General features: G+C 70.5%; 27 protein-coding genes. 24 read left to right on the top strand and 3 right to left on the bottom strand.

Translation table 11 applies throughout. The features are described 5' to 3' along the window. The first annotated feature begins 4 nt into the window (after positions 1-4). The 3 genes from ccsB (at position 5) to AF1_RS08100 (ending at position 2,456) form a co-directional block, all read left to right on the top strand. The gene (gene ccsB, locus AF1_RS08110; RefSeq protein WP_067794498.1) at positions 5-994 is read left to right on the top strand and encodes a c-type cytochrome biogenesis protein CcsB; all 990 of its coding nucleotides are present in this window, start codon (positions 5-7) and stop codon (positions 992-994) included. 134 nt (positions 995-1,128) lie between these two features. Beyond that, entirely contained in the window at positions 1,129-2,136 is a 1,008-nt protein-coding gene (locus AF1_RS08105) for a hypothetical protein (protein WP_067794496.1), read from the top strand. A 50-nt stretch (positions 2,137-2,186) separates the two neighbouring features. Continuing rightward, the gene (locus tag AF1_RS08100) at positions 2,187-2,456 is read left to right on the top strand and encodes a hypothetical protein (protein ID WP_067794494.1); all 270 of its coding nucleotides are present in this window, start codon (positions 2,187-2,189) and stop codon (positions 2,454-2,456) included. 106 nt (positions 2,457-2,562) lie between these two features. On the opposite strand, the gene AF1_RS08095 is transcribed toward AF1_RS08100, so the two are convergent. Then, positions 2,563-2,766, bottom strand: a complete 204-nt coding sequence (locus AF1_RS08095) for a BldC family transcriptional regulator (protein ID WP_021593176.1) — start codon at positions 2,764-2,766, stop codon at positions 2,563-2,565. Between the two features lie 247 nt (positions 2,767-3,013). Between AF1_RS08095 and AF1_RS08090 the strand changes: the two genes are divergently transcribed. From AF1_RS08090 to AF1_RS08075, 4 genes are all read left to right on the top strand, one after another. Then, entirely contained in the window at positions 3,014-3,994 is a 981-nt protein-coding gene (locus AF1_RS08090; protein ID WP_067794492.1) for a threonine ammonia-lyase, read from the top strand. Between the two features lie 45 nt (positions 3,995-4,039). Further along, positions 4,040-4,279: a DUF4229 domain-containing protein gene (locus AF1_RS08085; RefSeq protein ID WP_067794490.1), complete on the top strand. Its 240-nt coding sequence runs from the start codon at positions 4,040-4,042 to the stop codon at positions 4,277-4,279. 331 nt (positions 4,280-4,610) lie between these two features. Next, the gene (locus tag AF1_RS34165) at positions 4,611-4,856 is read left to right on the top strand and encodes a hypothetical protein (protein WP_067794487.1); all 246 of its coding nucleotides are present in this window, start codon (positions 4,611-4,613) and stop codon (positions 4,854-4,856) included. A gap of 9 nt (positions 4,857-4,865) precedes the next feature. Continuing rightward, positions 4,866-5,723, top strand: coding sequence for a hypothetical protein (locus tag AF1_RS08075; RefSeq protein WP_067794485.1), 858 nt, complete (start codon positions 4,866-4,868; stop codon positions 5,721-5,723). A gap of 30 nt (positions 5,724-5,753) precedes the next feature. Here the strand turns inward: AF1_RS08075 and AF1_RS08070 are convergent, their stop codons facing one another. Both AF1_RS08070 and AF1_RS08065 read right to left on the bottom strand, forming a co-directional pair. Then, complete coding sequence (locus AF1_RS08070; protein ID WP_067794482.1) at positions 5,754-6,302, bottom strand: hypothetical protein; 549 nt, start codon at positions 6,300-6,302, stop codon at positions 5,754-5,756. Further along, positions 6,299-6,739, bottom strand: coding sequence for a YbaB/EbfC family nucleoid-associated protein (locus AF1_RS08065; RefSeq protein ID WP_067794480.1), 441 nt, complete (start codon positions 6,737-6,739; stop codon positions 6,299-6,301). Before AF1_RS08065 ends, AF1_RS08070 begins: the two co-directional genes overlap by 4 nt. Positions 6,740-6,856: 117 nt before the next feature. Between AF1_RS08065 and AF1_RS08060 the strand changes: the two genes are divergently transcribed. From AF1_RS08060 to AF1_RS07980, 17 genes are all read left to right on the top strand, one after another. After that, on the top strand, positions 6,857-7,558 hold the full coding sequence (locus AF1_RS08060; RefSeq protein ID WP_067794478.1) for a demethylmenaquinone methyltransferase: 702 nt from the start codon (positions 6,857-6,859) through the stop codon (positions 7,556-7,558). 149 nt (positions 7,559-7,707) lie between these two features. Continuing rightward, the gene (locus AF1_RS08055) at positions 7,708-8,964 is read left to right on the top strand and encodes a geranylgeranyl reductase family protein (RefSeq protein ID WP_067794476.1); all 1,257 of its coding nucleotides are present in this window, start codon (positions 7,708-7,710) and stop codon (positions 8,962-8,964) included. Between the two features lie 158 nt (positions 8,965-9,122). Next, positions 9,123-9,482 carry an NADH-quinone oxidoreductase subunit A gene (locus tag AF1_RS08050; protein WP_067794474.1) on the top strand — a complete coding sequence of 120 codons (360 nt, stop codon included), beginning with the start codon at positions 9,123-9,125 and terminating at the stop codon, positions 9,480-9,482. A 1-nt stretch (position 9,483) separates the two neighbouring features. Continuing rightward, the gene (locus AF1_RS08045) at positions 9,484-10,032 is read left to right on the top strand and encodes a NuoB/complex I 20 kDa subunit family protein (RefSeq protein WP_067794472.1); all 549 of its coding nucleotides are present in this window, start codon (positions 9,484-9,486) and stop codon (positions 10,030-10,032) included. Continuing rightward, entirely contained in the window at positions 10,029-10,775 is a 747-nt protein-coding gene (locus tag AF1_RS08040) for an NADH-quinone oxidoreductase subunit C (protein WP_067794470.1), read from the top strand. The genes AF1_RS08045 and AF1_RS08040 overlap by 4 nt, the downstream gene beginning before the upstream one ends. Beyond that, entirely contained in the window at positions 10,772-12,118 is a 1,347-nt protein-coding gene (locus AF1_RS08035) for an NADH-quinone oxidoreductase subunit D (RefSeq protein ID WP_067794468.1), read from the top strand. The genes AF1_RS08040 and AF1_RS08035 overlap by 4 nt, the downstream gene beginning before the upstream one ends. After that, positions 12,115-12,894, top strand: a complete 780-nt coding sequence (gene nuoE, locus AF1_RS08030; RefSeq protein ID WP_067794465.1) for an NADH-quinone oxidoreductase subunit NuoE — start codon at positions 12,115-12,117, stop codon at positions 12,892-12,894. Before AF1_RS08035 ends, nuoE begins: the two co-directional genes overlap by 4 nt. Beyond that, complete coding sequence (nuoF, locus tag AF1_RS08025; protein ID WP_067794463.1) at positions 12,891-14,189, top strand: NADH-quinone oxidoreductase subunit NuoF; 1,299 nt, start codon at positions 12,891-12,893, stop codon at positions 14,187-14,189. The genes nuoE and nuoF overlap by 4 nt, the downstream gene beginning before the upstream one ends. Beyond that, positions 14,186-16,654, top strand: coding sequence for an NADH-quinone oxidoreductase subunit G (locus AF1_RS08020; protein WP_067794461.1), 2,469 nt, complete (start codon positions 14,186-14,188; stop codon positions 16,652-16,654). The genes nuoF and AF1_RS08020 overlap by 4 nt, the downstream gene beginning before the upstream one ends. Next, complete coding sequence (gene nuoH / locus AF1_RS08015) at positions 16,651-17,991, top strand: NADH-quinone oxidoreductase subunit NuoH (RefSeq protein WP_067794459.1); 1,341 nt, start codon at positions 16,651-16,653, stop codon at positions 17,989-17,991. Before AF1_RS08020 ends, nuoH begins: the two co-directional genes overlap by 4 nt. Beyond that, entirely contained in the window at positions 17,978-18,511 is a 534-nt protein-coding gene (gene nuoI / locus AF1_RS08010) for an NADH-quinone oxidoreductase subunit NuoI (protein WP_084262565.1), read from the top strand. The genes nuoH and nuoI overlap by 14 nt, the downstream gene beginning before the upstream one ends. Beyond that, positions 18,508-19,416, top strand: coding sequence for an NADH-quinone oxidoreductase subunit J (locus tag AF1_RS08005; protein WP_067794457.1), 909 nt, complete (start codon positions 18,508-18,510; stop codon positions 19,414-19,416). The genes nuoI and AF1_RS08005 overlap by 4 nt, the downstream gene beginning before the upstream one ends. Continuing rightward, positions 19,413-19,712, top strand: coding sequence for an NADH-quinone oxidoreductase subunit NuoK (nuoK, locus tag AF1_RS08000; RefSeq protein WP_021593191.1), 300 nt, complete (start codon positions 19,413-19,415; stop codon positions 19,710-19,712). The genes AF1_RS08005 and nuoK overlap by 4 nt, the downstream gene beginning before the upstream one ends. Before the next feature lie 10 nt (positions 19,713-19,722). Continuing rightward, the gene (gene nuoL, locus AF1_RS07995) at positions 19,723-21,639 is read left to right on the top strand and encodes an NADH-quinone oxidoreductase subunit L (RefSeq protein ID WP_067794455.1); all 1,917 of its coding nucleotides are present in this window, start codon (positions 19,723-19,725) and stop codon (positions 21,637-21,639) included. Beyond that, complete coding sequence (locus tag AF1_RS07990) at positions 21,636-23,216, top strand: NADH-quinone oxidoreductase subunit M (RefSeq protein WP_067794453.1); 1,581 nt, start codon at positions 21,636-21,638, stop codon at positions 23,214-23,216. The genes nuoL and AF1_RS07990 overlap by 4 nt, the downstream gene beginning before the upstream one ends. Continuing rightward, the gene (gene nuoN, locus AF1_RS07985; RefSeq protein ID WP_067794450.1) at positions 23,213-24,787 is read left to right on the top strand and encodes an NADH-quinone oxidoreductase subunit NuoN; all 1,575 of its coding nucleotides are present in this window, start codon (positions 23,213-23,215) and stop codon (positions 24,785-24,787) included. Before AF1_RS07990 ends, nuoN begins: the two co-directional genes overlap by 4 nt. A 133-nt stretch (positions 24,788-24,920) precedes the next feature. After that, positions 24,921-25,838 carry a polyprenyl synthetase family protein gene (locus AF1_RS07980; RefSeq protein ID WP_131732771.1) on the top strand — a complete coding sequence of 306 codons (918 nt, stop codon included), beginning with the start codon at positions 24,921-24,923 and terminating at the stop codon, positions 25,836-25,838. Positions 25,839-25,884 lie beyond the last annotated feature (46 nt).

The raw sequence follows: 25,884 nt of genomic DNA, 5'->3' as shown, positions 1-25,884 counted from the left end.
CGAGGTGAGCAACGCCGACCTCGCGAACCTGAGCGACAAGCTCATGCTGACCACCGTCGTGCTGTACATCATCGCGCTGGTCGCCTATGCCGCCGATCTCGGCTTCGGCCGCCGCCGTGCGACGGCCGGGGCCGTCGAGGCGAAGGCCGGGGCGAAGGTGCTGGTCGGCGCGGCCGGTGCCGAGACCACGACCGGCGGCCCGGACGCCGCGCAGGCCGCCGACGCCGGTGAGAGCGGCTCGGAGCGTTCCCAGGTCGACTGGGCCAACCTCGCCGTCCTGCTGAACGTGCTGGGCTGGGGCGCGCACCTCGGCGTCCTGGTGACCCGCGGGCTGGCCGCGAACCGGTGGCCGTGGGGGAACATGTACGAGTTCCTCACCGCGATCTCGTTCGCCGCCGTCACCGCGTTCGTCGTCGTCATGTTCCGGTACCGGGCGCGGTTCCTCGGCGCGTTCGTCATGGCCGCCGCCGTCGTCGCCCTCGGTGTCGCCAACATCTGGCTGTACGACTCGGTGGGCCCGGTCAGCCCGGCGCTGAACTCCTACTGGATCGCCATCCACGTGACCGCCGCGATCATCGCGACCGGCGCGTTCACCGTCGCGGGCGCCGCCACGATCCTCTACCTGCTGAAGGACCGCGCGGAGTCGCGCGGCGCGGTCGCGGCCGGCGGCGTGCTGTCGCGCATCCCGTCGGTGGAGAGCCTCGACCGGCTGTCGATGCGGGTCACGATGTTCGCGTTCCCGATCTGGACGGCCGCGATCATCATGGGCGCGATCTGGGCCGACCAGGCGTGGGGCCGCTACTGGGGCTGGGACCCGAAGGAGATCTGGTCCTTCGTCACGTGGATCATCTACGCCGCGTACCTGCACGCCCGCGCCACCGCCGGCTGGAAGGGCCGCAAGGCCGCGATCCTGTCGCTGCTGGCGTTCGCCGCGCTGATGTTCAACTTCTTCGGCGTGAACTACATCTTCCAGGGCCTGCACTCCTACGCCTGACCGCACGCCCGCCACAGGCGCGTGACTCCAGGGGGTGACGGGATGTCGGGTTCGGGCTTACCCTGCCTGCGGGGCCCTCGTCCGGTGGCGTATGCCGCCCGATACCCTGCGGGTCCCGCGGACAGAGGAGCCCGATGCGCTTCAAAGGCGTCCACCGCAAACCCCGGGAGGTGCGCGCCCGGGAGGTGCTGCGCGGCGTCCGGTTCCGTGCCGACACGGCCCGGGACGAGGTCGCCTACGCCGCGTCCCCGCCCGATTCGGGGCAGGTGAGGCCGCGCAGCAACCAGCCGCGTGACCGGTTCGGGCGGTTCCGCAAGGCGGGCCGCGACGACGACTTCTCGGTGGACGGCCCCCGTGGCATGGACGCGGGCGCCCTGGGTCCGGGCGGCATGGACACGGCGGGCGACGCGCCCGCGCAGGCCGGCAGGCTCGCGCGGCGCGGGCCCGGCCGGCCGCGGTCCGGCGACTACTCGTGGAGCGATTTCGAGCTGGAGGACGACCGGCTCCGGGTCGAGCCGTACCCGCCGGGCATGCCGCACGCCGCCGACGGCCGCCGCAACTGCGGTGTGCTGGAGGGCATCCTGTACCGGCAGTGGGACGTCCAGGACGGGCCGCCGCCCCCCGAGGTGATCGGCGCGGTGGACAGCCTGGCGGCGCTGCCCGAGCCGCTGAAGGAGAAGCTCGCGGCCGGCCTCGACGGCATCTACGTGGGGCCCGGCGGCGTCCCGCAGCTCGACGACATGGGCCACCTGCGCGACCGGCCGCTGCCGTCCGGCCGCGCCACCTGGGACATCTGCGCCGGCGCGTACGGCGACCACAAGATCGTCGTCGGGGACCGGCCGTCCCCGACGCCGGACGTGATGCTGCACGAGGTCGGGCACGCGCTCGACGACATCGACGGCGACGACGGCGAGTGGACCTCCGACAGCCCGGCCTTCCATGCACTGTACGAGGAGTGCCGGCCGCATCTCGCGAGCATGTTCCACCGGCAGCCGGGCGCCCTCGGCCGGCGCGAGTTCTTCGCCGACGCGTTCGCCGCGATCTCCTCCCGGCAGCGGCCCGCGCTGGTGGATATGCTCGCCGGCGACATCCGGATGGCCCTTGAGGTCATGCTCTTCTTCAACCGCAGGTACGGGATCTAGCACACCGTGACGACAGGCCGCGCGACGACAGACGGCGAGGGTGATCGAGGATGTACGTGATCCGGCTCCCCGACGGTACGCTCCGGGTTCCGCACAGCGTTCTCGCCGGCACCGGCGAGCCCGGGACGGACGCGCAGGAGGGACGGATCATCGCCGACGGCTACATCGAGATCGGCCCGGACGACCCCGACTACGACCGGCTGCTCCGCGAGTCGCTCACCGAGGAGGAACTGGCGGAGCGGCGGCGCCGCTGGCGGGACGAGGACGCCGACCTGCTGCGCAGGTTCGAGGAGTGGAAGGCGGAGGACGCGGAGGGCTGAGCGCGCGGACGCCCCCGGATGCGTTCGATCGGGGTGGGTGCGATGCCCCGGCCGCCCGGCTGGAGGACCGATCCGTGGCGCGGCGGTCCGGGCGGCCAGAGCCTCGTCAGCGGGCCGAATGCTCGGCGACGGGCTCCTCGCCGCGCAGCAGCGCGTGCACTTCCGACTCGCGGAAGCGCCGGTGGCCTCCCGGAGTGCGAATGCTGCTGATCCGGCCCGCGGCGGCCCACCGGGTGACCGTCTTCGGGTCGACCCTGAAGAGGGCGGCGACCTCTCCTGGGGTCAGCAGTCGCTCGCTCGTACTCTCCACGTTTTCTCTCCCCCTTTGTCCCGCTCTCGGCGCGGGTGGACTGTTTAACAGTGTGGCGGGTCAAGACCGATTTCTCCCTTGTTTTCGGAAAAGATGACTGACCGTAGTTTCTTGAGCAGGAGCGATCGCGCTCAGTGTTTGCCTGTTCTTGTGCGGGACCCCCGTTGACCCCGTTTGACCTGCACGGTCACGCCCGGAACACGCCCGAGCGCTCCCGGTGCGCGGTACGCGAAGTAGTCTCACGACCATGTCCGATCTTGTTTCGCTGCCGGAGATCGTGCGGGCCGCCGAACGCATCGCGGGCGTCGCGGTGCGGACCCCGCTCGTCCCGTTTCCCCGTGACCCCGCCCCCCGCGCCGCCGCCGACCCGGCGCTGCTGGTGAAGGCCGAGTCGCTGCAGCCGATCGGAGCGTTCAAGGTGCGCGGCGCCTACGCCGCCATCGCGTCACTCACCCCGCAGGAGCGCGCGGCCGGCGTGGTCACGCACTCCAGCGGCAACCACGCGCAGGCCGTCGCCTACGCGGCCCGCACCCTCGGCATCAGGGCCGTCCTGGTCATGCCGCACACCACCCCCGCCGTGAAGGTCGACCGGTGCATCGCGCTCGGCGCCGAGGTCGTCTACGTCGAGCCGACCGCCCGGGCCCGCGCCGAGACCAGCGGCAAACTCGCCGCCGCGCACGGGTTCGCGCTGATCCCGCCCTACGACGACGCGCGGGTCATCGCCGGGCAGGGCACCGCCGGGCTGGAGATCGTCCGGGACCGTCCGGACGTCGACGTCGTGCTCGTCCCGATCAGCGGCGGCGGCCTCGTCGCCGGGGTCTCCGCCGCCGTCAAGACGCTGCGCCCGGAGGCGAAGGTGATCGGCGTCGAACCCGAACTCGCCGCCGACGCCCGCGACTCCATGGCCGCGGGACGTCCCGTCGCCTGGGACGCGGAGGAGACCGGCCGCACCATCGCCGACGCCCTGCGCGTCCAGCAGGTGGGCGACCTCCCCTTCGCTCACATGCAAGCCCACGTGGACGGCATCGTCACCGTCACCGAGGACGAGATCCGCTGGACGATGCGCCGCCTGGCCCGTGAGGCGCGCCTCATCGCCGAACCCGCCGGTGCCGTCGCCACCGCCGCCTACCTGCACCACCGCGACGAACTCCCGGCCGGACGCACCTACGTCTCGATCCTCTCCGGCGGCAACGTGGACCCGGCCCTCTTCCTGGACGTCCTGAAGTGACCCCGGAGCGAGAGCGCTGAGAACCGGGGATAACCTCGAAGTGTCATGCGCTCCGTCATCCTCTACACCATCGCGCGGCTCGCCATCTTCGCGGCGACCGCGGGTGTGCTGGCGCTCTTCGGCGCCCGCGGCTTCCTGCTCGTGCTGATGGCCCTGCTGATCAGCGGCGTCGTCAGCTACGTCCTGCTGTCCGGTCAGCGCGACCGCATGTCCGCCGCCGTGGCCGGCGGCCTGCGCGCCCAGCGCCAGAAGTTCGAGAAGTCCGTCACCAAGGAAGACGCCTGACACCGCACCGCCGGTTGCCACGGGGCGGCGGTTGGGTGGAGCCTGGTGCCGCGTTGATCGTCCGCCGGGCGGCACGATGGCCGCCGGAAGCCTTGCGGAGAGGAGCGCGGGATTGAGCCCGGAGCCGCCGAATCGGATCAGTCAGATTCTCAACTCGCCGGGCCCCGGCCCGACCACCTCGGGGCCGCCGCCATCGCCGTCCCCCTCTCCGACGCCGGCCCCCACACCCTCGCCCTCGCCTACACCCGCACCCTCGCCTACGACGCCCTCCGGCGGCGGCAACGGCCAGGTCCAGAACGACCATGAGGCCATCGACGCGTACGCGAAGAAGGTGGCAGGGGAACTGGGGCCGAAGTTCACGGCCATTGCGAAGGAGATCGGGTCACTGGACCTGGCGCAGACCTCGTTCACCGCGGTGACGGTCGCGCTGGCGATCGCCTACACCGAGGCCAGCGCGTTCTTCATCCAGGACATGAAGAGCAAGAACGACCAGCTCGGCGAGATCGAGTTCGGACTGACCACGGTCGCGGCCAACTGGCGGCAGGCCGACGACAAGAGCACCATCCAGGTCGTCTGAGGAAGGCACATGTTCGAAGACGGCCTGGGCACGGCGCAGACCGCCCTCTACACCAGCATGGGCTGCGCGGTGATCCTTCCCGCGGCCTGGGAGCTGGTCTCGATGATGTACCTGTGCCAGTGCGACCCCAGCGCGTACTGGAAGGGCTCCGAGACGTGGGGCGGCACGGCGAAGAAGCTCCACGACCTCGAAAAGGACGTCGAGCGGATCATCAAGGACATCCCCGGCCACGACTGGGACGGCAAGGACCGCAAGGCCTACGAAGAGAAGATGGAGGACTTCAAGACGCAGGTGGGGCTCTCCGCCGTCATGGCGGACGTCACCCACCACATCTTGCTGTTCGCCGCCATCACGCTCTACATCCTCATCGTGATCATGCTGATCATCTCCATCATCCTGGTGGCGCAGGTCGTCTATGTCGCCATCGTGGCCGCCAGCACGATGGGCACCGGCTACTGGGCCGCCGTCGGGGAGATCTGCCTGATCATCGAGATGGAGATGGTCCCGATGTTCACCACGGTCACCAGCAACGTGGACGCGCTGATGAACGGGGCCGCGGTGATCCTCGGCACCGCTCTGGTGGCCGACATCGGCGCCCAGATGCTGTCGGGCAACCCGGGCGCCGCGCTCGACCTGATCCAGGCGCAGGTGCCGGCGTTCGACGCCGCCTGGCGCGGGTCGCTGCAGCGTCTGGAGCGCAACCTCACGGGCCACACGATGAAGTGGGACCACACCGGCGGCCCCAAGCTGCCGTGGCCGGTCGTCGGCGGCGGGCGGATCAAGGGCGGTGCGGACTCCGGCGGAGACTCGCCCTCCTACACCTTCACCGGTGACCTGACGAGCGAGCCCAGCCCCGAGGTCGGCTAGCGGGCCGCGGCTGACCCGGGGCGGGTGCGGTCACCTGCCCCGGGTCAGCTCGGCCAGCACCAGTCCCGCGACCAGCAGCACGCCGGGCGGCCCGTGGGCGGCCGTCCGGCGCAGCGTCCACCCCGGTGCGTCGTAGGAGATCTCGCCCACCTCGGCTCCGCGGCCGTCGGTGACGGCGAGGACGCCGCGCTCGCCCTCGATCCGGCCGAGCTCGGCGCCGTCGGGCCCGCGCAGCCGGAACCGTTTGGACAGCATGGGGGAGGCGTCGTCGATGCGCCCGGCCGGCCGGCCCGCCCCGTCCAGCACGTTCGCGCGGCGGGTGTGGGCGTAGCGCTCCTTGTCGACGGTCATCAGCACCGTGCCGTCCTCGGCGGACAGCGTGACGGTCCGGCGGAAGTCGCGGTAGGTCTTGGCGGTCAGCCGGCGGACCTGGCCGAGCGGGCCGAGCGACGGCTCGCGGCCGAGGGCCAGCAACCGCCCGTCGCCGGAGGTCAGGGTGAACGCCGTCTCCATCAGCCGGCCGCCGCCGAGCCGCAGCCGGACGACCGGGGCGTCGAGCAGTGCGCCGACCGCGCTCACGCCTGCATCCTGCGCTTGAGTTCGTTCAGCGCGGTGACCGATTCGCCCATCGCCCCGCTGAACGCGTCCCGCATCGCCCGCAGGTTCTCCGCGAACTTCTCCGGGTCGCGGAACATCTCGGCGGGGTTCTGGTCGCCGTACGCCTCGGACACGATCTCCTCCGTCTGCCGCTTCAGGTCGGCCTGCGCCTCGGCGGCGAGGTCGAGCAGCGTGCGGGTCAGCTCGTCGGCTCCCATGCGCATCGCCCGCGGGTCGATGTGCAGCTCGCTGAGCGCGCCTCCGGTGGTGAAGCCGACGCTGACCCGCCCGTCGCCGCTGGAGGCCCTCCCGACCAGGCCGGACAGCCGTTTCTGCACCTCCAGCGTCTTGCTGAAGTAGCCCTGTGCGTTGCGCTTGTTCGTCTCAATGCTCTGCCGAAGCGTCTCGTCGAACTCCATGCTTCTCCAGTGTTGTGGCGGGGCGGGCATCCGCCGCATGCTACGGCTTCGGCGGAATCGTTCCTTAAGGCGACCGTGGGCGCGCGGGGCGTTCGCGGCAGTCTCTAGGGTGGAGGCATGACCCGTGCCTCTTTGGACAAGCAGCCCGCCGACGTCGCGGCGATGTTCGACGGCACCGCCGAGCGGTACGACCTGCTGAACACGCTGATGACCGGCGGCCAGGACCGGCGGTGGCGGCGGGAGGCCGTCCGGGCGCTGAGGGCGAAGCCGGGGGAGCGCGTCCTCGACCTCGCGGCGGGGACGGGGACGTCCTCGGTGCCGTTCGCGGAGGCGGGCGCCGACACGGTGGCGTGCGACTTCTCGCTCGGCATGCTGCGCGTCGGGGTGCGCCGGCAGGCGGGTGTGCGGGGGCTGAGCTTCGTGGCGGGGGACGCGCTGCGGCTGCCGTTCCGGGACGGCTCGTTCGACGCGGTCACGATCTCGTTCGGGCTCCGCAACGTCGCCGACACCGTGCACGCGCTGCGCGAGATGAGAAGGGTCGCCAAACCGGGCGGACGGCTGCTGGTCTGCGAGGTGAGCCATCCGCCGAACGCGCTGCTGGCGCTCGGCCACAGGACGCACCTGCGGTACGGGCTGCCGCTGCTGGCACGGGTCAGTTCGAACCCCGACTCCTACCGGTACCTCGCCGAGTCGACGCTGGCCTGGCCCGACCAGGCGGCGCTGGCGCGGCTCATCCGGGAGGCGGGGTGGGTGGGCGTGCGCTGGCGTGATCTGACGTTCGGGGTGGCCGCGCTGCACCACGCCGTCAACCCCCGCTGATCAGGTGGCGAGTAGGCCGGACCGCTCCAAAAGGGACCGGTCCAAACACGAACCGGGCCAGAAGTACCCACCAGTCGCGATAAAGGAATAGACTCCCCAACGGATCCTTGTGAAGTGCTTCACAAGCGAACGAGCTAAAGAGGAACGCCGTGACCGACTCCACCCGACACGCGGATGTCATCGTCGTCGGGGCAGGCCCCGCCGGATCGTCGACCGCGTACTGGCTCGCGCAGGCCGGGCTGGACGTGTTCCTGCTGGAGAAGGCCACCTTCCCGCGGGACAAGATCTGCGGTGACGGGCTCACCCCGCGCGCCGTCCGCGCGCTCATCGGGATGGGCGTCGACATCAACGACCCGGGCTGGGGACGCAACAAGGGTCTGCGCATCTACGGCGGCGGTGCCAAGGTCGAGCTGCCCTGGCCGGAGCTGGCGTCGTTCCCCGACTACGGGCTCGTCCGCAAGCGCACCGACCTGGACCAGCTGCTCGCCGAGCACGCCGCGAAGGCCGGCGCCCGGCTGCTGCAGGGCTGCACCGTGACCGGCCCCATCCTGGACGACCGCACCGGCCGCATCATCGGCGTCACCGCCGAGCACGAGGGCGAGGAGATCGAGTTCCGGGCGCCGCTCGTCGTCGCCGCCGACGGCAACTCGACCCGGCTGTCGCTCGCCATGGGCCTGCGGCGGCGCGAGGACCGGCCGATGGGCGTCGCCGTCCGCCGCTACTTCCAGACGCCGCGCCACGACGACGACTACATGGAGGCGTGGCTCGAACTGTGGGACGGCGAGCGCCTCCTGCCCGGCTACGGCTGGGTCTTCGGCGTCGGGGACGGGACGTCCAACGTCGGGCTCGGCCTGCTCAACACCAGCAAGGCGTTCCAGAACGTCGACTACCGCGGCATGTTGAAGCGCTGGTGCGCGCAGATGCCGGAGGAGTGGCGGTTCGACGAGGAGCACGCCACCTCGAAGATCCGCGGCGCGGCGCTGCCGATGGGCTTCAACCGGCAGCCGCACTACACCCGCGGGATGCTGCTCGTCGGCGACGCCGGCGGCATGATCAACCCGTTCAACGGGGAGGGCATCGACTACGCGCTGGAGTCCGGCCGGCTGGCCGCCGACATCATGGTGCAGGCGCTCGCCCGCCGCACCCCGGCGCAGCGCGAGCGGACCCTGTACGAGTACCCGCGCATCCTGAAGGACGAGCACGGCGGCTACTTCACGCTGGCCCGCGTGTTCGTGCAGGCCATCGGCGACCCGCGCGTCATGAAGTTCCTCACGGCGCACGGCCTGCCGCACCCGACGCTGATGCGCTTCACGCTCAAGCTTCTGGCCAACCTGACCGACCCCAGGGGCGGGGATGCGATGGACCGGGTCATCAACGCGATGCAGAAGGTGGCGCCGGCGGCATGATCGCATCCAGCGAATTCAAGCTTCCGCAGGTGAGCGGACTACAGTGCATTACCCGACCCCCGGAGAGGGGAGCGCTATTGATCACCTTGGTCAGTGTGGCGGGTCGCGGACGGCCCGTCCCGTACAACGTCGTACGTCCCGGGGAGAGGTCGTAACGCATGGATCTCTATATTCCGATCATCGTGCTCGGGTTGCTCGCCTTCGCCTTCGCCGGGGGCTCGGTGCTGATGGCCGCGTTCACCGGGCCGAAGCGCTGGAACCGTGCCCGGCTGGACGCCTACGAGTGCGGTATCGAGCCGACTCCGCAGCCGGTCGGCGGCGGACGTTTTCCGATCAAGTACTACCTGACGGCGATGCTGTTCATCGTCTTCGACATTGAGATCATCTTCCTTTACCCCTGGGCGGTCGCTTTCGACCGGATGGGGCTCTTCGGCCTTGTCGAGATGGTCCTTTTCATCGTCACCGTGCTCGTTGCGTACGCCTACATCTGGCGGCGCGGCGGTCTGGAGTGGGACTGAGATGGGTCTAGAGGAGAAACTCCCCAGCGGGTTCCTGCTGACCACGGTTGAGCAGGTCGCGGGTTGGGCGCGTAAGAGTTCGGTGTGGCCGGCGACGTTCGGCCTCGCCTGCTGCGCGATCGAGATGATGGCGACCGGCGACCCCCGGCACGACTTCTCCCGGTGGGGGATGGAGCGCGCCTCGGCGACGCCGCGGCAGGCCGACCTGATGATCGTCGCGGGCCGGGTGAGCCAGAAGATGGCGCCGGTGCTGCGGCAGATCTACGACCAGATGACCGAGCCGAAGTGGGTCATCGCGATGGGCGTGTGCGCCTCGTCCGGCGGCATGTTCAACAACTACGCGATCGTGCAGGGCGTGGACCACATCGTCCCGGTGGACATCTACCTGCCCGGCTGCCCGCCGCGGCCGGAGATGCTGCTGGACGCGATCCTGAAGCTGCACGACAAGATCCAGAACACCAAGCTCGGGCCGCAGCGCGCGAAGCAGATCGTGGAGCTGGAAGAGGCCAAGCGCCGCCGGCTGCCGCTGCTGGGACAGGGGGCCTCATGACTTCCGAGCACCCCGAGCAGCGGGCCGAGCAGGCCGCCGACCAGCTGCCCGCGCACGCCGAGGAGGAGCGCCGGGAGCAGCCGGTCGTCCGCAAGGGCATGTTCGGCGCGAAGACCACCGGCGACACCTCCGGGTACGGCGGGCTCGTCGTCCGGCAGGCCCCGAAGGTGTCGACGCCGCGCCCCTACGGCGGGCCCGGCGGCGCCGCCGAGCCCGGCGAGTTCGACGAGATCGCCGACGAACTCCAGCGCGCCTACCCGTACTTCGGGGACGCGGTCGAGCGGGTCGTCGTGCACCGCGGCGAACTGACCCTCTTCGTCAGGCGCGAGCACCTGGCCGAGGTCGCGCGGACCATGCGGGACGAGCCGTCACTGCGCTTCGAGCTGTGCTCGGGCGTGTCCGGCGTGCACTACCCGAAGGACGAGGGCGCCGAGCTGCACTCCGTCGTGCACCTGCTGTCGATCACGCACAACCGGCGGGTCCGGCTGGAAGTGACCTGCCCGGACGCCGACCCGCACGTCCCGTCGCTGGTGCCGGTGTACCCGACGAGCGACTGGCACGAGCGGGAGACCTACGACTTCTTCGGCATCGTCTACGACGGCCATCCCGCGCTGACGCGCATCGAGATGCCCGACGACTGGGTCGGGCACCCGCAGCGCAAGGACTACCCCCTCGGCGGCATCCCCGTCGAGTACCGCGGAGCGGAGATCCCGCCGCCGGACGAGCGGAGGTCTTACGTATGAGTTCGACGAAGTACACCGAGTACGACGCCTACGCCGCCGAAGAGGCGGCGGAGGGCAAGGTCTTCGACGTCAACGGGCAGGACTGGGACAAGGTCGTCGCCGCCGCCGAGGAGCTGGGCGACGAGCGGCTCGTCATCAACATGGGCCCGCAGCACCCGTCCACGCACGGCGTGCTCCGGCTGATCCTCACGCTCGACGGTGAGACGGTGAACGAGGCCCGGGTGGCCATCGGCTACCTGCACACCGGCATCGAGAAGAACATGGAGTTCCGCACCTGGACGCAGGGCACCACGTTCTGCACCCGGATGGACTACCTGGCCCCGCTGTTCAACGAGACCGCGTACTGCCTCAGCACGGAGCGGCTGCTCGGCATCGAGGACCAGATCCCGGAGCGGGCCCAGATCATCCGCGTGATGATGATGGAGCTGAACCGGATCTCCTCGCACCTGGTCGCGATCGCCACGTTCGGGCTGGAGCTCGGCGCGACGACCGTGATGCTGAACGGGTTCATCGAGCGCGAGTACACCCTCGACCTGTTCGAGGAGATCACCGGGCTGCGGATGAACCACGCCTACATCCGTCCGGGCGGGGTCGCGCAGGACCTGCCGAGCGGCGCCACCAGCAAGATCCGCGACTATCTGGACCGGATGCCGAAGCGGATCAAGGCGCTGCGCAAGCTGATGGACGACAACCCCGTCTTCAAGGCGCGGACGCAGAACATCGCGTACCTGGACCTGACCGGCTGCATGGCGCTCGGCGTCACCGGCCCGGTGCTGCGCGCGGCGGGCCTGCCGTGGGACCTGCGCAAGTCGCAGCCCTACTGCGGCTACGAGACCTACGACTTCGAGGTCGCGACGCAGGACACCTGCGACGTGTACGGCCGCTACCTCGTCCGGATGGACGAGATGGAGGAGTCGCTGAAGATCGTCGAGCAGTGCCTGGACCGGCTCCAGACGGTCAAGGGCCCGGTCATGATCGAGGACAAGAAGATCGGCTGGCCCGCACAGCTGGCGATCGGCGCGGACGGCATGGGCAACTCGCCCCGGCACATCGCGCACATCATGGGCACCTCGATGGAGGCGCTGATCCACCACTTCAAGCTGGTGACGGAGGGCTTCCGGGTGCCGGCGGGGCAGGCGTACGCGCCGATCGAGTCGCCGCGCGGCGAACTCGGCGCCCACGTGGTCAGCGATGGCGGTACCCGGCCGTACCGCGTCCACTTCCGCGAGCCGTCCTTCGTCAACCTGCAGGCCACCCCGGCGATGAGCGAGGGCGGCATGGTCGCCGACATCATCGCGGCGGTCGCCAGCATCGACCCGGTCATGGGGGGAGTGGACCGATGACATACGAACCCGACGTACGCGAGCGGCTGGAGCGGGACGCCAAGGAGATCATCGGCCGGTACCCGCGGCCGCGGTCGGCGCTGCTGCCGATGCTGCACCTGGTGCAGTCGGCCGAGGGCCACGTCACCAAGGACGGCGTGGAGTTCTGCGCGGAGATGCTCGGCATCACGCCCGCGCAGGTGATGGGCGTCGTCACGTTCTACACGCAGTACAAGCGGAAGCCGGTCGGGGAGTACCACGTCGGCGTCTGCACCAACACGCTGTGCGCGATCATGGGCGGCGACCAGATCTGGGACGAGCTGAGCGAGCACACCGGGGTCGGGCACGACGAGGCCACCCCGGACGGCAAGATCAGCCTGGAGCGGGTCGAGTGCAACGCGGCCTGCGACTTCGCCCCGGTGGTGATGGTCAACTGGGAGTTCTTCGACAACATGACTCCCGAGAAGGCGAAGCAGCTCGTCGACGACCTGCGCCTCGGCAACGACGTGCTCCCCTCCCGCGGGCCGAACCACCTGGCCACCTGGAAGGAGGCGTCCCGCGTGCTCGCCGGGTTCCCGGACGGGCTCGCCGGTGAGGGCGTCCAGGCCGGGCCCGAGTCGCTGGCCGGGGTGAAGCTCGCCCGGGAGCGCGGGTGGGAGGCGCCTTCCACCGAGGCGGGCCGGGAGCGTCCGGAGGAGCCGGTGAAGCCGGAACAGATCGCCGAGCCGCCGCACGAGCCGGGCGAACCCGTCCCCGGCGAGGCCAAGCCCGGCAGCCAGGAAGGACGGAACCAGTGACCACGCTCACCCCCGTCCTCACCAGGAACTGGGACCAGGCCGACTCGTTCACCCGCGCCGGCTACGAGCGCGAGGGCGGCTACAAGGCCCTCCGCAAGGCGCTCGGCATGGCGCCGGACGAGATCGTCCAGGCCGTCAAGGACTCCGGCCTCCGCGGCCGGGGCGGTGCCGGGTTCCCCACCGGGATGAAGTGGGGCTTCCTGCCGCCGTCCAGCCCGAACCCGCGCTATCTCGTCGTCAACGCCGACGAGTCCGAGCCGGGCACGTGCAAGGACATCCCGCTGATGATGGCCAACCCGCACGTGCTGGTCGAGGGCGTCATCATCAGCTCGTACGCGATCAAGTCGAACCACGCGTTCATCTACGTGCGCGGCGAGGTCCTGCACGTGATCCGCCGGCTGCAGCAGGCGGTGGCGGAGGCGTACGAGACCGGTTACCTCGGCAAGGACATCCTCGGGTCCGGTTACGACCTGGACGTGGTCGTGCACAGCGGCGCCGGGGCCTACATCTGCGGCGAGGAGACGGCGCTGCTGGACTCCCTTGAGGGATTCCGCGGTCAGCCCAGGCTGAAGCCCCCCTTCCCCGCGGTCGCGGGCCTCTACGGCGGACCCACTGTCATCAACAACGTCGAGTCGATCTCCTCGGTTCCCTCGATCATCGAGAACGGGCCGGAATGGTTCGCCTCGATGGGCACCGAGAAGTCGCAGGGCTTCGGGATCTTCTCGCTGTCCGGGCACGTCACGCGGCCCGGCCAGTACGAGGCGCCGCTCGGCATCACGCTGCGGGAACTGCTCGACATGGCGGGCGGCATCCGGGCGGGGCACCGGCTGAAGTTCTGGACCCCCGGCGGGTCGTCCACGCCGATCTTCACCGACGAGCACCTGGACGTCCCGCTGGACTTCGAGTCCGTCGGCGCGGCCGGGTCCATGCTCGGCACCCGGGCGCTGCAGATCTTCGACGAGACGACGTGCGTCGTCCGGGCCGTCCAGCGCTGGTCGGAGTTCTACGCGCACGAGTCGTGCGGCAAGTGCACGCCGTGCCGCGAGGGCACCTACTGGTACAAGCAGATGTTCAAGCGGCTGGAGGCCGGCGAGGGCACCGAGGAGGACCTGGAGACCCTGCTGGACATCTCCGACAACATCCTCGGCCGCGCGTTCTGCGCCCTCGGCGACGGCGCGACCAGCCCGGTCGTGTCGTCCATCAAGCTGTTCCGGGACGAGTACCTCCAGCACTTCGAACAGGGCGGCTGCCCGTTCGACCCGGCCAAGTCCACCCTTTGGGGAGGTGCCAAGTGACCGTCACCGACGACAAGTCGGGTCAGTCGGTCGAGCAGGTGGAGATGGTCTCCTGCACCATCGACGGCTTCGAGATCGAGGTGCCGAAGGGCACGCTGATCATCCGGGCCGCCGAGCTGCTCGGCATCCAGATCCCCCGGTTCTGCGAGCACCCGCTGCTCGACCCGATCGGCGCCTGCCGGCAGTGCCTGGTGGAGATCCCGGACGCCGGCAACGGCCGCGGGATGCCGAAGCCGCAGGCGTCCTGCACGACCACCGTGATGCCGGGCATGGTCATCAAGACCCAGCTCACCTCGCCGGTGGCCGACAAGGCGCAGCACGGCGTGATGGAGTTCCTGCTCATCAACCACCCGCTGGACTGCCCGATCTGCGACAAGGGCGGCGAGTGCCCGCTGCAGAACCAGGCGATGTCCAACGGGCGCGGCGAGACGCGCTTCCAGGAGACCAAGCGGACCTGGCCGAAGCCGCTGCCGCTGTCCAGCCAGGTGCTGCTCGACCGCGAGCGGTGCATCCAGTGCACCCGCTGCACCCGGTTCTCCGAGCAGATCGCCGGCGACCCGTTCATCGACCTGCTGAACCGCGGCGCGAAGGAGGAGGTCGGGACGGCCGACGGCAAGCCGTTCCACTCCTACTTCTCCGGCAACACCGTGCAGATCTGCCCGGTGGGCGCGCTCACCGGCACCGCGTACCGGTTCCGGTCCCGCCCGTTCGACCTGGTGTCGCAGCCGAGCGTCTGCGAGCACTGCGCGGCCGGCTGCGCGCTGCGCACCGACCACCGGCGCGGCAAGGTCACCCGCCGGCTCGCCGGGGACGACCCGCAGGTCAACGAGGAATGGAACTGCGACAAGGGCCGCTGGGCGTTCGCCTACGGGACGCGGCCGGAGCGGTTCACGCACCCGCTCGTCCGGGGCGAGGACGGTGAACTGGAGCCGGCGTCCTGGCCGGAGGCGCTCACCATCGCGGCGCGCGGCCTCGCGGCGGCGCGCGGCTCGGCCGGGGTGCTGACCGGCGGCCGCGTCACCCTGGAGGACGCCTACGCCTACGCCAAGTTCGCCCGGATCGCGCTCGGCACCAACGACGTCGACTTCCGGGCCCGGCCGCTGTCGGACGAGGAGTCGCGGTTCATCGCCTCCTCGGTCGCGGGCCACTCCATCGAGGTGTCCTACACCGACCTGGAGAAGGCGCCCGTCGTCCTCCTCGCCGGCTTCGAGCCGGAGGAGGAATCGCCGATCGTCTTCCTGCGGCTCCGCAAGGCGTACCGCAAGCACCGGCTGCCGGTGTACGCCGCCGCGCCGTTCGCGACCCGCGGGCTGGCGAAGGTCGGCGGCACGCTGCTGCCGACGCCGCCCGGCGCCGAGGCCGAGACGCTCGGCTCGCTGATCGGGGACGCCGGCCACGCGGGCATCCGGACGCTGCTGGAGACGCCCGGCGCCGTCATCCTGGCCGGGGAGCGGCTCGCCGGCAGCCCCGGCGCGCTGACCGCGGCGGTCCGGCTGGCGCGGATCACCGGAGCCCGGCTGGCATGGGTGCCGCGCCGGGCCGGGGAACGCGGCGCGATCGAGGCCGGGGCGCTGCCCGGGCTGCTGCCGATCGGCCGTCCGGTGACCGACGCCGCCGCACGCGCCGAGGTCGCCCGCGTCTGGGGCGTCGCGGACCTGCCCGCCGCGGCGGGCGAGGACACCGACGGGATCGTCGCGGCGGCGGCCGCGGGACGGCGCGGCGCGCTGCTCGTCGGCGGAGTCGACCCCTACGACCTCGCCGACCCGGAGACGATGCTCCGGGCGCTCGACGCGACCCCGTTCGTGGTGAGCCTGGAGCAGCGGCCGAGCGCGGTCACCGACCGCGCCGACGTGGTGTTCCCGGTCGCGGTCGTCACGGAGAAGTCCGGGACGTTCGTCGACTGGGAGGGCCGCGGCCGTCCGTTCGACACCGTGCTGAAGTCGGCCGGGCGGCTGTCCGACCTGCGGGTGCTGGACGCGCTGGCCGACGAGATGGACGTCCACCTGGGCCTGCCCGGCCCGGAGGCGGCGCGCCGCGAGCTGACCGAGCTCGGCGGGTACCGCGGTGAGCGTCCGGAGGCGCCGGACGTGGCGCAGGAACTGCCGCCGCACCCCGAGCAGGGCGAGGCGCTGCTCGCGACGTGGCGGCTGCTGCTGGACCGGGGCCGCCTGCAGGACGGCGAGCCGTTCCTCGCGGGCACCGCCAAGCCCGCGATCGCCCGGCTGTCGCCCGCGACGGCCGCGGAGATCGGCGCGACCGACGCGGTGACCGTGTCGGCGGCGCGCGGTGAGGTGACGCTCCCGCTGGAGATCACCCCGGACCTGCCCGACCGGGTGGTGTGGCTGCCGACGAACTCGGCGGGCTGCGCCCTCCACCGGGATCTGGGCGCGGCCGCGGGCGGCATCGTCAAGATCGCGAGCGGGGTGCTCCCGGGCGCCGCGCGGAACGCTGGAGGTGGCAAATGAGCCCGCTCGCCGCGGCCCCGGCGGCCGACCCCACGCTGAAGGACTTCGGCACCGACCCGTGGTGGCTGATCGGCGGCAAGGTCCTGTTCATCTTCGCGTTCCTCGTCGTGACCGTGCTGATGACGATGTGGATGGAGCGGCGCGTCATCGGCCGGATGCAGTTGCGCGTCGGCCCGAACCGCGCCGGGCCCTTCGGCCTGCTGCAGGGCCTCGCCGACGGCATCAAGCTGGCGCTGAAGGAGGACATCGTCCCCCGCCAGGTGGACAAGGTCGTGTTCATCCTGGCGCCGGTGATGGCGGCGGTGCCGGCGTTCATCTCGTTCATCATCATCCCGTTCGGGCCGACGGTGTCGATCTTCGGGCACAAGACGGCGCTGCAGGGCACCGACCTTCCGGTCGCGGTGCTGCTGGTGCTGGCGATGTCGTCGATGGCCATCTACGGCGTCGTGCTGGCCGGCTGGTCGTCGATGTCGCCGTACTCGCTGCTCGGCGGGCTCCGCTCGTCCGCGCAGATGATCTCCTATGAGATCGCGATGGGGCTGTCGTTCGTGGCGGTGTTCATGTTCGCCGGCACGATGTCGACCTCGGAGATCGTCGCTTCGCAGCACGACACGTGGTTCGTGGTGCTGCTGGCCCCGTCCTTCGTGATCTATGTGATCACGATGATGGGCGAGTCGAACCGCATCCCGTTCGACCTGCCGGAGGGCGAGGGCGAGATCGTCGGCGGGTTCCACACCGAGTACTCGTCGCTGAAGTTCGCGATGTTCTTCCTCGCGGAGTACATCAACCTCACCACCCTGTCGGCGCTCGCCACCACGCTGTTCCTCGGCGGCTGGCGTGCTCCCGCGCCGATCTCCACGGTGTGGGCGGGCGCCAACTCCGGCTGGTGGCCGATGCTGTGGTTCCTGATCAAGGTCTTCCTGTTCATCTTCTTCTTCATCTGGCTGCGCGGCACGCTGCCGCGGGTCCGCTACGACCAGCTGATGAGGCTCGGCTGGAAGGTGCTGATCCCCGTCTCCCTCGGCTGGATCCTGCTGGTGGCGGCCATCCGCGCCTTCAAGAACGAGGGCTACGACATGCGGCAGATCGTCATCGCCGCGGCGGTGGTCGGCGCGGTGGTGCTGCTGGCCACGGTGCTCTGGGAGATGTTCCGGGGCGGCGAGGAGGACAAGGAGATCGTGCCCGGCGCGGCGCAGGGCGGACAGGCCGAGCCGGCCGCCGGCGGGTTCCCGGTGCCGCCGCTGGACGCGCCGCACTACCACGGTCGCGCCCGCGAGCCGGTCCGGCCCGCCAAGATCGAAACTTCCTCCGAGGAGGTCACCAGTGGGACTCACTGATTTCCTGAACCCGGTCAAGGGGTTCGGGGTCTCGTTCCACCAGATGTTCATGAAGAGCGAGACCGTCCAGTACCCGGAGGTGAAGAAGCCGACCGCCCCGCGCTTCCACGGGCGGCACCAGCTCAACCGCTGGCCGGACGGCCTGGAGAAGTGCATCGGCTGCGAGCTGTGCGCGTGGGCCTGCCCGGCGGACGCCATCTTCGTCGAGGGCGCCGACAACACGGCGGAGGAGCGGTACTCGCCCGGCGAGCGGTACGGCCGCACCTACCAGATCAACTATCTGCGCTGCATCCTCTGCGGGCTGTGCATCGAGGCGTGCCCGACCCGGGCGCTCACGATGACCAACGAGTACGAGCTCGCCGACGACAGCCGCGAGAGCCTGATCTACACCAAGGACATGCTGCTGGCGCCGCTGCGCGAGGGCATGGAGACGCCGCCGCACGAGATGCGGCTCGGCGACACCGAGGAGGACTACTACCGCCTCGGCCTCAAGCAGGACGACGGAGGTGAGGGCAAATGAGCACCGCTCATCTCCTCGCCGCCGAGGTCGCCGACAAGCAGTCCGGTGAGCCGTTCTTCTTCTGGCTCCTGGCGGTCGTGTCGGTGCTCGCCGCGCTCGGCATGATCTTCATGCGGAAGGCGGTGCACTCGGCGCTGCTGCTGGCGACCGTGATGCTCTGCCTCGCCGCGCTGTACGCGATCCAGAGCGCGCCGTTCCTGGCGTTCGTCCAGGTGATCGTCTACACCGGCGCGGTGCTGATGCTGTTCCTGTTCGTGCTGATGCTCGTCGGGGTCAGTTCCACCGACTCGCTGGTGGAGACGATCCGGGGCCAGCGCTTCTGGGCCGCGATCGCCGCGCTCGGCTTCATCGTCCTGCTGACGGTGGGGCTCGGGAACGCGGCGCTCGGCGGTTCGGTGGGCCTGAAGCAGGCCAACGCCGGCGGCAACGTGATGGGGCTGGCCCGGCTGCTGTTCTCCAAGTACGTGTTCGCGTTCGAGGCGACCAGCGCCCTGCTGATCACCGCGGCGCTGGGCGCGATGGTGCTGGCGCACCGGGAGCGGACCGAGCCGAAGCCGACGCAGAAGGACCTGTCCAAGGAACGGTTCCTGACCGGCGACCACCCCGGCCCGCTGCCCGGCCCCGGCACCTACGCCCGGCACAACGCCGTCGACATGCCGGCGCTGCTGCCGGACGGCACCCCGTCGGAGCTGTCGGTCAACCCGGTCATCGCGGCCCGCACCGACACCGCCGAGCGGCACGCCGACCTCTACGGCGGCACCGAGGAGGAGGCCCTCGAACAGGACGTGGCCGCGGTCAAGGCGGTCACCGAGGACGTCCACGACGCCGACGCCGAGGCGCGCTCGGTGAAGTCGGGGTCGCCGGCCGCGGGCGGCGGCGCGAGTGAAGGGGAGGCGGGTCAATGAGTCCGGGGCACTACCTGGCGCTCTCGGCGATCCTGTTCACCATCGGAGCGCTCGGCGTCCTCGTGCGGCGCAACGCGATCGTGGTGTTCATGTGCGTCGAGCTCATGCTGAACGCGACGAACCTGGCGTTCGTCTCGTTCTCCCGCATGCACGGCAATCTGGATGGTCAGATCATCGCCTTCTTCGTGATGGTGGTGGCCGCCGCGGAAGTCGTCGTGGGCCTGGCGATCATCATGACCATCTTCCGGACCCGCAGGTCCTCGTCGGTCGACGACGCGAACCTGCTGAAGTACTGAGAGGCCGAGGATGAAAGCGGAAGGCATCCAGGCCGCGTCCTGGCTTCTCATCGCGCTCCCGCTCGCGGGCGCCGCGATCCTCCTGCTCGGGGGGAGGCGCACCGACAAGTGGGGCCACCTGCTCGGCGTCACGATGTCGATCGCGTCGTTCGCGGTGGGCGCCGCGATGTTCGCCCAGATGCTCGGATACGACGCCGAGGCCCGGCGCCGCACCCTGCACCTGTGGAACTTCATCGACGTCGGCTCGTTCAAGGTCGGCATGGACCTGCTGGTGGACCCGCTGTCCATCAGCTTCGTCCTGCTGATCACCGGGGTGGGCTCGCTCATCCACATCTACTCCATCGGCTACATGGCCGAGGACCCCGACCGGCGCCGGTTCTTCGCCTACCTGAACCTGTTCGTCGCGGCGATGCTGCTGCTGGTGCTCGGCAACAACTACCTGGTCATGTTCCTCGGCTGGGAGGGTGTGGGCCTCGCCTCGTACCTGCTGATCGGGTTCTGGCAGCACAAGCCGACCGCCGCGACCGCCGCGAAGAAGGCGTTCGTCGTCAACCGCGTCGGCGACATGGGGCTGATCATCGCGATCGCGCTGATGTTCTCGACGTTCGGCACGATCGACTACGGCTCGATCCTCGGCACCGGTCCGGGGCACGCGGGCCTGGCGTCCCAGCTCAGCACCGGCACCGCCACCGCGATCGGGCTGCTCCTGCTGCTCGGCGCGTGCGGTAAGTCGGCGCAGCTGCCGCTGCAGTCCTGGCTGCTGGACGCGATGGAGGGCCCGACCCCCGTGTCGGCGCTCATCCACGCGGCGACGATGGTGACCGCGGGCGTCTACCTGATCGTCCGGTCCGGCCCGATCTTCGAGATGTCGCCGGACGCGCAGCTCGCCGTCACGATCGTCGGGGCGGCCACGCTGCTCGCCGGTGCGATCATCGGTTGCGCGAAGGACGACATCAAGAAGGCCCTCGCCGGGTCGACGATGTCGCAGATCGGCTACATGACGCTGGCCGCCGGGCTCGGCAAGGCCGGCTACGTCTTCGCCATCGCGCATCTCATCGCGCACGGCTTCTTCAAGGCGGGCCTGTTCCTCGGCGCGGGCTCCGTCATGCACGGCATGAACGACGACGTGAACATGCGCCGCTACGGCGCGCTCCGCGCGGTGATGGTGATCACCTACGCGACGTTCGGGCTCGGGTACCTCGCCATCATCGGGTTCCCCGGCCTGTCCGGCTGGTTCACCAAGGACGCCATCATCGAGGCGGCGTTCGACAAGGGCGGCACGTCCGGGGCGATCCTCGGCGCCTGCGCCCTCATCGGCGCGGGCATCACCGCCTACTACATGTCGCGCGTGATGTTCATGACGTTCTTCGGCGAGAAGCGCTGGGAGGACGACGTCCACCCGCACGAGTCGCCCAAGGTCATGACCTGGCCGCTGATGCTGCTGGCGGTCGGCTCCGTCGCCGCCGGCGGGTTCCTGATCCTCGGCGGGTTCGCCGACTTCCTGGAGCCGGTCGTCGGGACGCCCGAGCACCCGCACGAGTTCAAGTGGCTCACCGTCCCGGGCGCGATCACCCTGGTGCTGATGATCATCGGTGCGGCGATCGCGTGGCTGCAGTACGGCGCCCGGCCGGTGCCGCGCGAGGCGCCCAAGGGCTCGTTCGCCACCGTCGCGGCCCGCAAGGACCTGTACGGTGACGCGCTCAACGAGTCGCTGCTCATGCGTCCCGGGCAGTGGCTGACCCGGCTCGCGGTCTGGTTCGACGGACGCGGCGTCGACGGCGTCGTCAACGGCACCGCCGCCGGGGTCGGCGGCAGTTCCGGCCGGCTCCGCCGGGTCCAGACCGGCTTCGCCCGTTCCTACGCACTCTCGATGCTGGGCGGTGCGGCCCTCGTGGTCGCGGCGCTCCTGGTGGTGAACGTTTCATGAGCGACTTTCCCTGGCTGAGCGTCCTCATCGGACTGCCACTGGCGGGCGCGCTGCTGCTCATCGCCATCCCGCGCGAGCGGGAGACGCTGGTCAAGCAGTTCGCACTCGGCGTCTCCGTCGCCGTCGCGGCGCTCACCGGCGTCATGGCGGCGGGCTTCGACGCCGGCGGCCCGCGCTTCCAGTTCGAAGAGAAGTACTGGTGGATCAAGGAGTTCGGGGTCCACTGGGCCCTCGGCGTCGACGGTGTCGCGCTGACGCTGATCCTGCTGTCGGTCATTCTCGTCCCGCTGGTCATGCTGGCCTCGTGGGGCGAGGCGGACCGCTCCGGCGGCACCGACGTTCCGGCGAAGCGGTCGGTGAAGACGTACTTCGCGCTGCTGCTGTCGCTGGAAGCGGCCATGATCGGTGTCTTCGCGGCGACCGACGTGTTCCTCTTCTACGTCTTCTTCGAGGCGATGCTGATCCCGGTGTACTTCATCATCGGGTCCTACGGCGGCGCGCAGCGCTCCTACGCCGCGGTGAAGTTCCTGCTGTACTCGCTGTTCGGCGGGCTGCTGATGCTCGTCGCCGTCATCTGGCTGTACCCGCTGTCGGCGAAGTCCGTCGACGCCGGCGGCCTCGGCCGCGGGACGTTCATGTTCGACGAGCTGTCGAAGATGAACATCGACCCGACGACGGCGAAGTGGCTGTTCCTCGGCTTCTTCATCGCGTTCGCGATCAAGGCGCCGATGGTGCCGGTGCACACCTGGCTGCCGGACGCGGCGCAGCAGTCCCCGGCGGGCGCGCTGGTGCTGATCGTCGGCGTGCTGGACAAGGTCGGCACGTACGGGATGCTCCGGTTCTGCCTGGAGCTGTTCCCCGGCGCGGCCAAGTGGGCGACGCCGGTCGTGCTCGGGTTCGCCGTGCTCAGCATCATCTACGGCGCGGTCCTCGCGATCGGGCAGGTCGACATGAAGCGGCTGATCGCCTACACGTCGATCTCCCACTTCGGGTTCATCGTGCTCGGTATCTTCGCGATGACCTCGCAGGCGCAGTCGGGCGCGGCGCTGTACATGGTGAACCACGGCTTCTCCACCGGCGCGCTGTTCCTCATCGTCGGGTTCCTGATCGTCCGGCGGCGGTCGGCGCGGATCTCCGACTTCGGCGGCGTGCAGAAGGCGGCGCCCGTCCTCGCCGGGACGTTCCTCATCGCCGGCCTGTCCGGGCTGTCGCTGCCCGGCCTGTCGCCGTTCGTTTCGGAATTCCTCGTCGTGGTCGGCACCTTCAGCCGCTACAGGTGGGCCGCCGTCGCGTCCATCATCGCCATCGTGCTCGCCGCCATCTACATCCTGTGGATGTACCAGCGGACCATGGGCGGCCCGAAGGTCCCCGCGGTCGAGGGCATGAAGGACCTGTCCGCCCGGGAGAAGTGGGCCATCGCCCCGATCATCGCGATCATCGTGGCGATGGGCTTCTTCCCGCAGCCGGTGCTGCACGTGATCAACCCGTCGGTGGGACACACGCTGGCCAGGGTCGATCAGCGCGATCCGGCGCCGGCCATCACCGGTAACGTCGCCGAGAACGGAGCCCGTCCATGAGCACCACCAGTCAGGTGAGCGCGGTCCTCGCGCAGGGGGGTGACATCCCCGCGCCGCACATCGAGTACGGGCAGATCGCCCCGCTGCTCCTGGTCCTCGGCGTCGCCGTCGTGGGCGTGCTCGTCGAGGCGTTCGTCGGCCGCAACGCGCGCTACTACGCGCAGGTGCCGCTGGCGTTCCTCGGCCTCGCCGGCGCCTTCGGCTGGACGGTCGCGCTCGCGTGGCGCGACAACCCGCACCACGTCGCCGCCGAGGGCGCGCTCGGCGTGGACGGGCCGACGCTGTTCATCCAGGGCACCATCCTGGTGCTGGCGCTCGTCAGCCTGCTGCTGATCGCCGAGCGCGCCGGCGGCCACTTCGCCGCGCAGGCGTCCGCGCTGCCCGGCAGTGAGGCCGAGCAGCGCACCGCCGAGGCCGGGATCACCCAGACCGAGGTGTTCCCGCTGATGATGTTCGCCGTCGGCGGCATGATCATGTTCCCGGCCGCGAACGACCTGCTCACGATGTTCGTGGCCCTGGAGGTCATGTCGCTGCCGCTCTACCTGCTGTGCGGGCTCGCCCGCCGGCGGCGGCTGCTGTCGCAGGAGGCGGCGGTCAAGTACTTCCTGCTCGGCGCGTTCTCGTCGGCGTTCTTCCTGTACGGGACGGCGCTGCTGTACGGGTACGCCGGGTCGGTGCGGCTGTCGGACATCTCCGCCCAGATCGGCAGGGACGCCGGCAGTGAGACCCTGCTCCTCGCGGGCGTCGCGCTGCTGTCCGTCGGGCTGCTGTTCAAGCTCGGCGGCGTCCCCTTCCACATGTGGAAGCCGGACGTGTACCAGGGCGCCCCGACCCCGATCACGGCGCTGATGGCGTCCGGTACGGTCGTCGCCGCGTTCGGCGGGATCCTGCGCGTCTACTACGTCGCGTTCGAGACGCTGCGCTGGGACTGGCGGCCCGTCCTGTGGGGTGTGGCCATTCTCACGATGGTCGCCGGGTCGCTCATCGCGATCACGCAGACCGACATCAAGCGGCTGCTGGCCTACTCGTCGATCGCGCACGCGGGCTTCCTGCTCCTCGGCGTGATCGCCAGTTCCCCGCACGGCCTGTCGAGCAGCCTGTTCTACCTGCTCGCCTACGGCTTCACCTCGGTCGGCGCGTTCGCCGTCATCACGATGGTGCGGGACGCGGGCGGCGAGGCCGGCCACCTGTCCCGGTGGGCGGGGCTCGGCAAGCGGTCCCCGGTCGTCGCCGGCGTGTTCGCCTTCTTCCTGCTGGCGTTCGCCGGGATCCCGCTCACCAGCGGGTTCACCGGCAAGTTCGCGGTGTTCAAGGCGGCCGTCGAGGAGGGCGCGACGCCCCTGGTCATCATCGCGGTCATCTCGTCCGCGATCGCCGCGTTCTTCTACGTCCGCGTGATCGTCGTCATGTTCTTCAGCGAGCCGGACGCGGACGGGCCGGTCGTGGTGGCCGGGCCGGCGACCGCGGTCGCGGTCGCCCTCGGCGTGGCGGCTACTGTGGTACTCGGCGTGATCCCGCAGCCGGTCCTGGACCTCGCGGGTCAGGCCACGACCCACATGTTCGTCCGGTAGGGAGTCTTGGGTGAGCAACCCATCCGCTGAGAAGCCCGGCGGGCCGGCCGTCAAGGAGACCGGCCCGTTCGGGCTTCCCATCGACGCCGCGCTCGCGTCCGCTGCGAAAGCGCGTCTGGCCGATGTCGAGGCCATGCTCCTCGACTGCGTGCGTGGCGAGGATCCGCTGCTCACCGAGGCGTCCGAGCATCTGGTGGAGGCGGGCGGCAAGCGGTTCCGGCCGATGCTGGTGCTGCTCGCCTCCCACTTCGGCGACCCGGCCGCCGCGGGCGTCGTCCCCGCCGCCGTCGTCGTGGAGCTGACCCACCTCGGCACCCTCTACCACGACGACGTGATGGACGAGGCGACCGTCCGCCGCGGCCAGGAGTCCGCCAACTCCCGCTGGACGAACACCGTCGCGATCCTCACCGGCGACTACCTGTTCGCCCGCGCCTCCGACCTGCTCGCCGACCTCGGCCCCGAGGCGGTCCGCATCCAGGCCCGCGCGTTCGCCCGCCTCGTCCGCGGCCAGATCCAGGAGACGGTCGGCCCCGGCACCTCCGCCGACCCCCTCAAGCACTACCTGCAGGTCGTCGCCGACAAGACCGCGTCCCTCATCGCCGTCTCCGGCCAGTTCGGCGCCCTGCTGTCGGGCGCCCCGCCCCATGTCGTCGACACGATCACCTCCGCCTGCGAGAAGATCGGCATCGCCTTCCAGCTCTCCGACGACATCCTCGACATCGCGTCCGAGACCGAGGAGTCCGGCAAGACGCCGGGCACCGACCTTCGCGAGGGCGTCCGCACCCTTCCGATGCACCACGTCCTCGGCGGGATCGGTTCCGGGCCGGACGACGCCCGCCTCCGCGAACTCCTCGTCCAGGACCTCACCGACGACACCCGCCACGCCGAGGCCCTCACCCTGCTGCGCGCCCACCCCGCCATGGACCGTGCCCGTGCCGACCTGCGCCGCTGGGCCGAGGACGCCCGCGCCGAACTCCTCACCCTCCCCGAGATCCCCGCCCGCGAGGCATTCACCAACCTCTGCGACTACGTGGTGAGCCGCACGGGCTGATCCGCGCCGCCCGGCCGCTGATCCAGGTGGCGGGACGTGACCGCGC

The organism is Actinomadura formosensis NBRC 14204 (genome assembly GCF_001552155.1).
Lineage (GTDB): Bacteria > Actinomycetota > Actinomycetes > Streptosporangiales > Streptosporangiaceae > Spirillospora > Spirillospora formosensis.
The sequence above is the reverse complement of the archived record's forward strand: the minus strand, read 5'-3'. Positions and strand labels throughout refer to the sequence as shown.

Coding starts and splice junctions, on each gene's coding strand:
- nuoK (WP_021593191.1), top strand. CDS start 19,413: ATGAGTCCGGGGCACTACCTGGCGCTCTCGGCGATCCTGTTCACCATC.
- AF1_RS08085 (WP_067794490.1), top strand. CDS start 4,040: ATGCGCTCCGTCATCCTCTACACCATCGCGCGGCTCGCCATCTTCGCG.
- nuoN (WP_067794450.1), top strand. CDS start 23,213: ATGAGCACCACCAGTCAGGTGAGCGCGGTCCTCGCGCAGGGGGGTGAC.
- AF1_RS07990 (WP_067794453.1), top strand. CDS start 21,636: ATGAGCGACTTTCCCTGGCTGAGCGTCCTCATCGGACTGCCACTGGCG.
- nuoE (WP_067794465.1), top strand. CDS start 12,115: ATGACATACGAACCCGACGTACGCGAGCGGCTGGAGCGGGACGCCAAG.
- AF1_RS08040 (WP_067794470.1), top strand. CDS start 10,029: ATGACTTCCGAGCACCCCGAGCAGCGGGCCGAGCAGGCCGCCGACCAG.
- AF1_RS08035 (WP_067794468.1), top strand. CDS start 10,772: ATGAGTTCGACGAAGTACACCGAGTACGACGCCTACGCCGCCGAAGAG.
- AF1_RS08100 (WP_067794494.1), top strand. CDS start 2,187: ATGTACGTGATCCGGCTCCCCGACGGTACGCTCCGGGTTCCGCACAGC.
- AF1_RS08075 (WP_067794485.1), top strand. CDS start 4,866: ATGTTCGAAGACGGCCTGGGCACGGCGCAGACCGCCCTCTACACCAGC.
- nuoL (WP_067794455.1), top strand. CDS start 19,723: ATGAAAGCGGAAGGCATCCAGGCCGCGTCCTGGCTTCTCATCGCGCTC.
- AF1_RS08105 (WP_067794496.1), top strand. CDS start 1,129: ATGCGCTTCAAAGGCGTCCACCGCAAACCCCGGGAGGTGCGCGCCCGG.
- AF1_RS08060 (WP_067794478.1), top strand. CDS start 6,857: ATGACCCGTGCCTCTTTGGACAAGCAGCCCGCCGACGTCGCGGCGATG.
- AF1_RS07980 (WP_131732771.1), top strand. CDS start 24,921: ATGCTCCTCGACTGCGTGCGTGGCGAGGATCCGCTGCTCACCGAGGCG.
- AF1_RS08005 (WP_067794457.1), top strand. CDS start 18,508: ATGAGCACCGCTCATCTCCTCGCCGCCGAGGTCGCCGACAAGCAGTCC.
- AF1_RS08090 (WP_067794492.1), top strand. CDS start 3,014: ATGTCCGATCTTGTTTCGCTGCCGGAGATCGTGCGGGCCGCCGAACGC.
- AF1_RS08045 (WP_067794472.1), top strand. CDS start 9,484: ATGGGTCTAGAGGAGAAACTCCCCAGCGGGTTCCTGCTGACCACGGTT.
- AF1_RS08050 (WP_067794474.1), top strand. CDS start 9,123: ATGGATCTCTATATTCCGATCATCGTGCTCGGGTTGCTCGCCTTCGCC.
- AF1_RS08065 (WP_067794480.1), bottom strand. CDS start 6,739: ATGGAGTTCGACGAGACGCTTCGGCAGAGCATTGAGACGAACAAGCGC.
- nuoH (WP_067794459.1), top strand. CDS start 16,651: ATGAGCCCGCTCGCCGCGGCCCCGGCGGCCGACCCCACGCTGAAGGAC.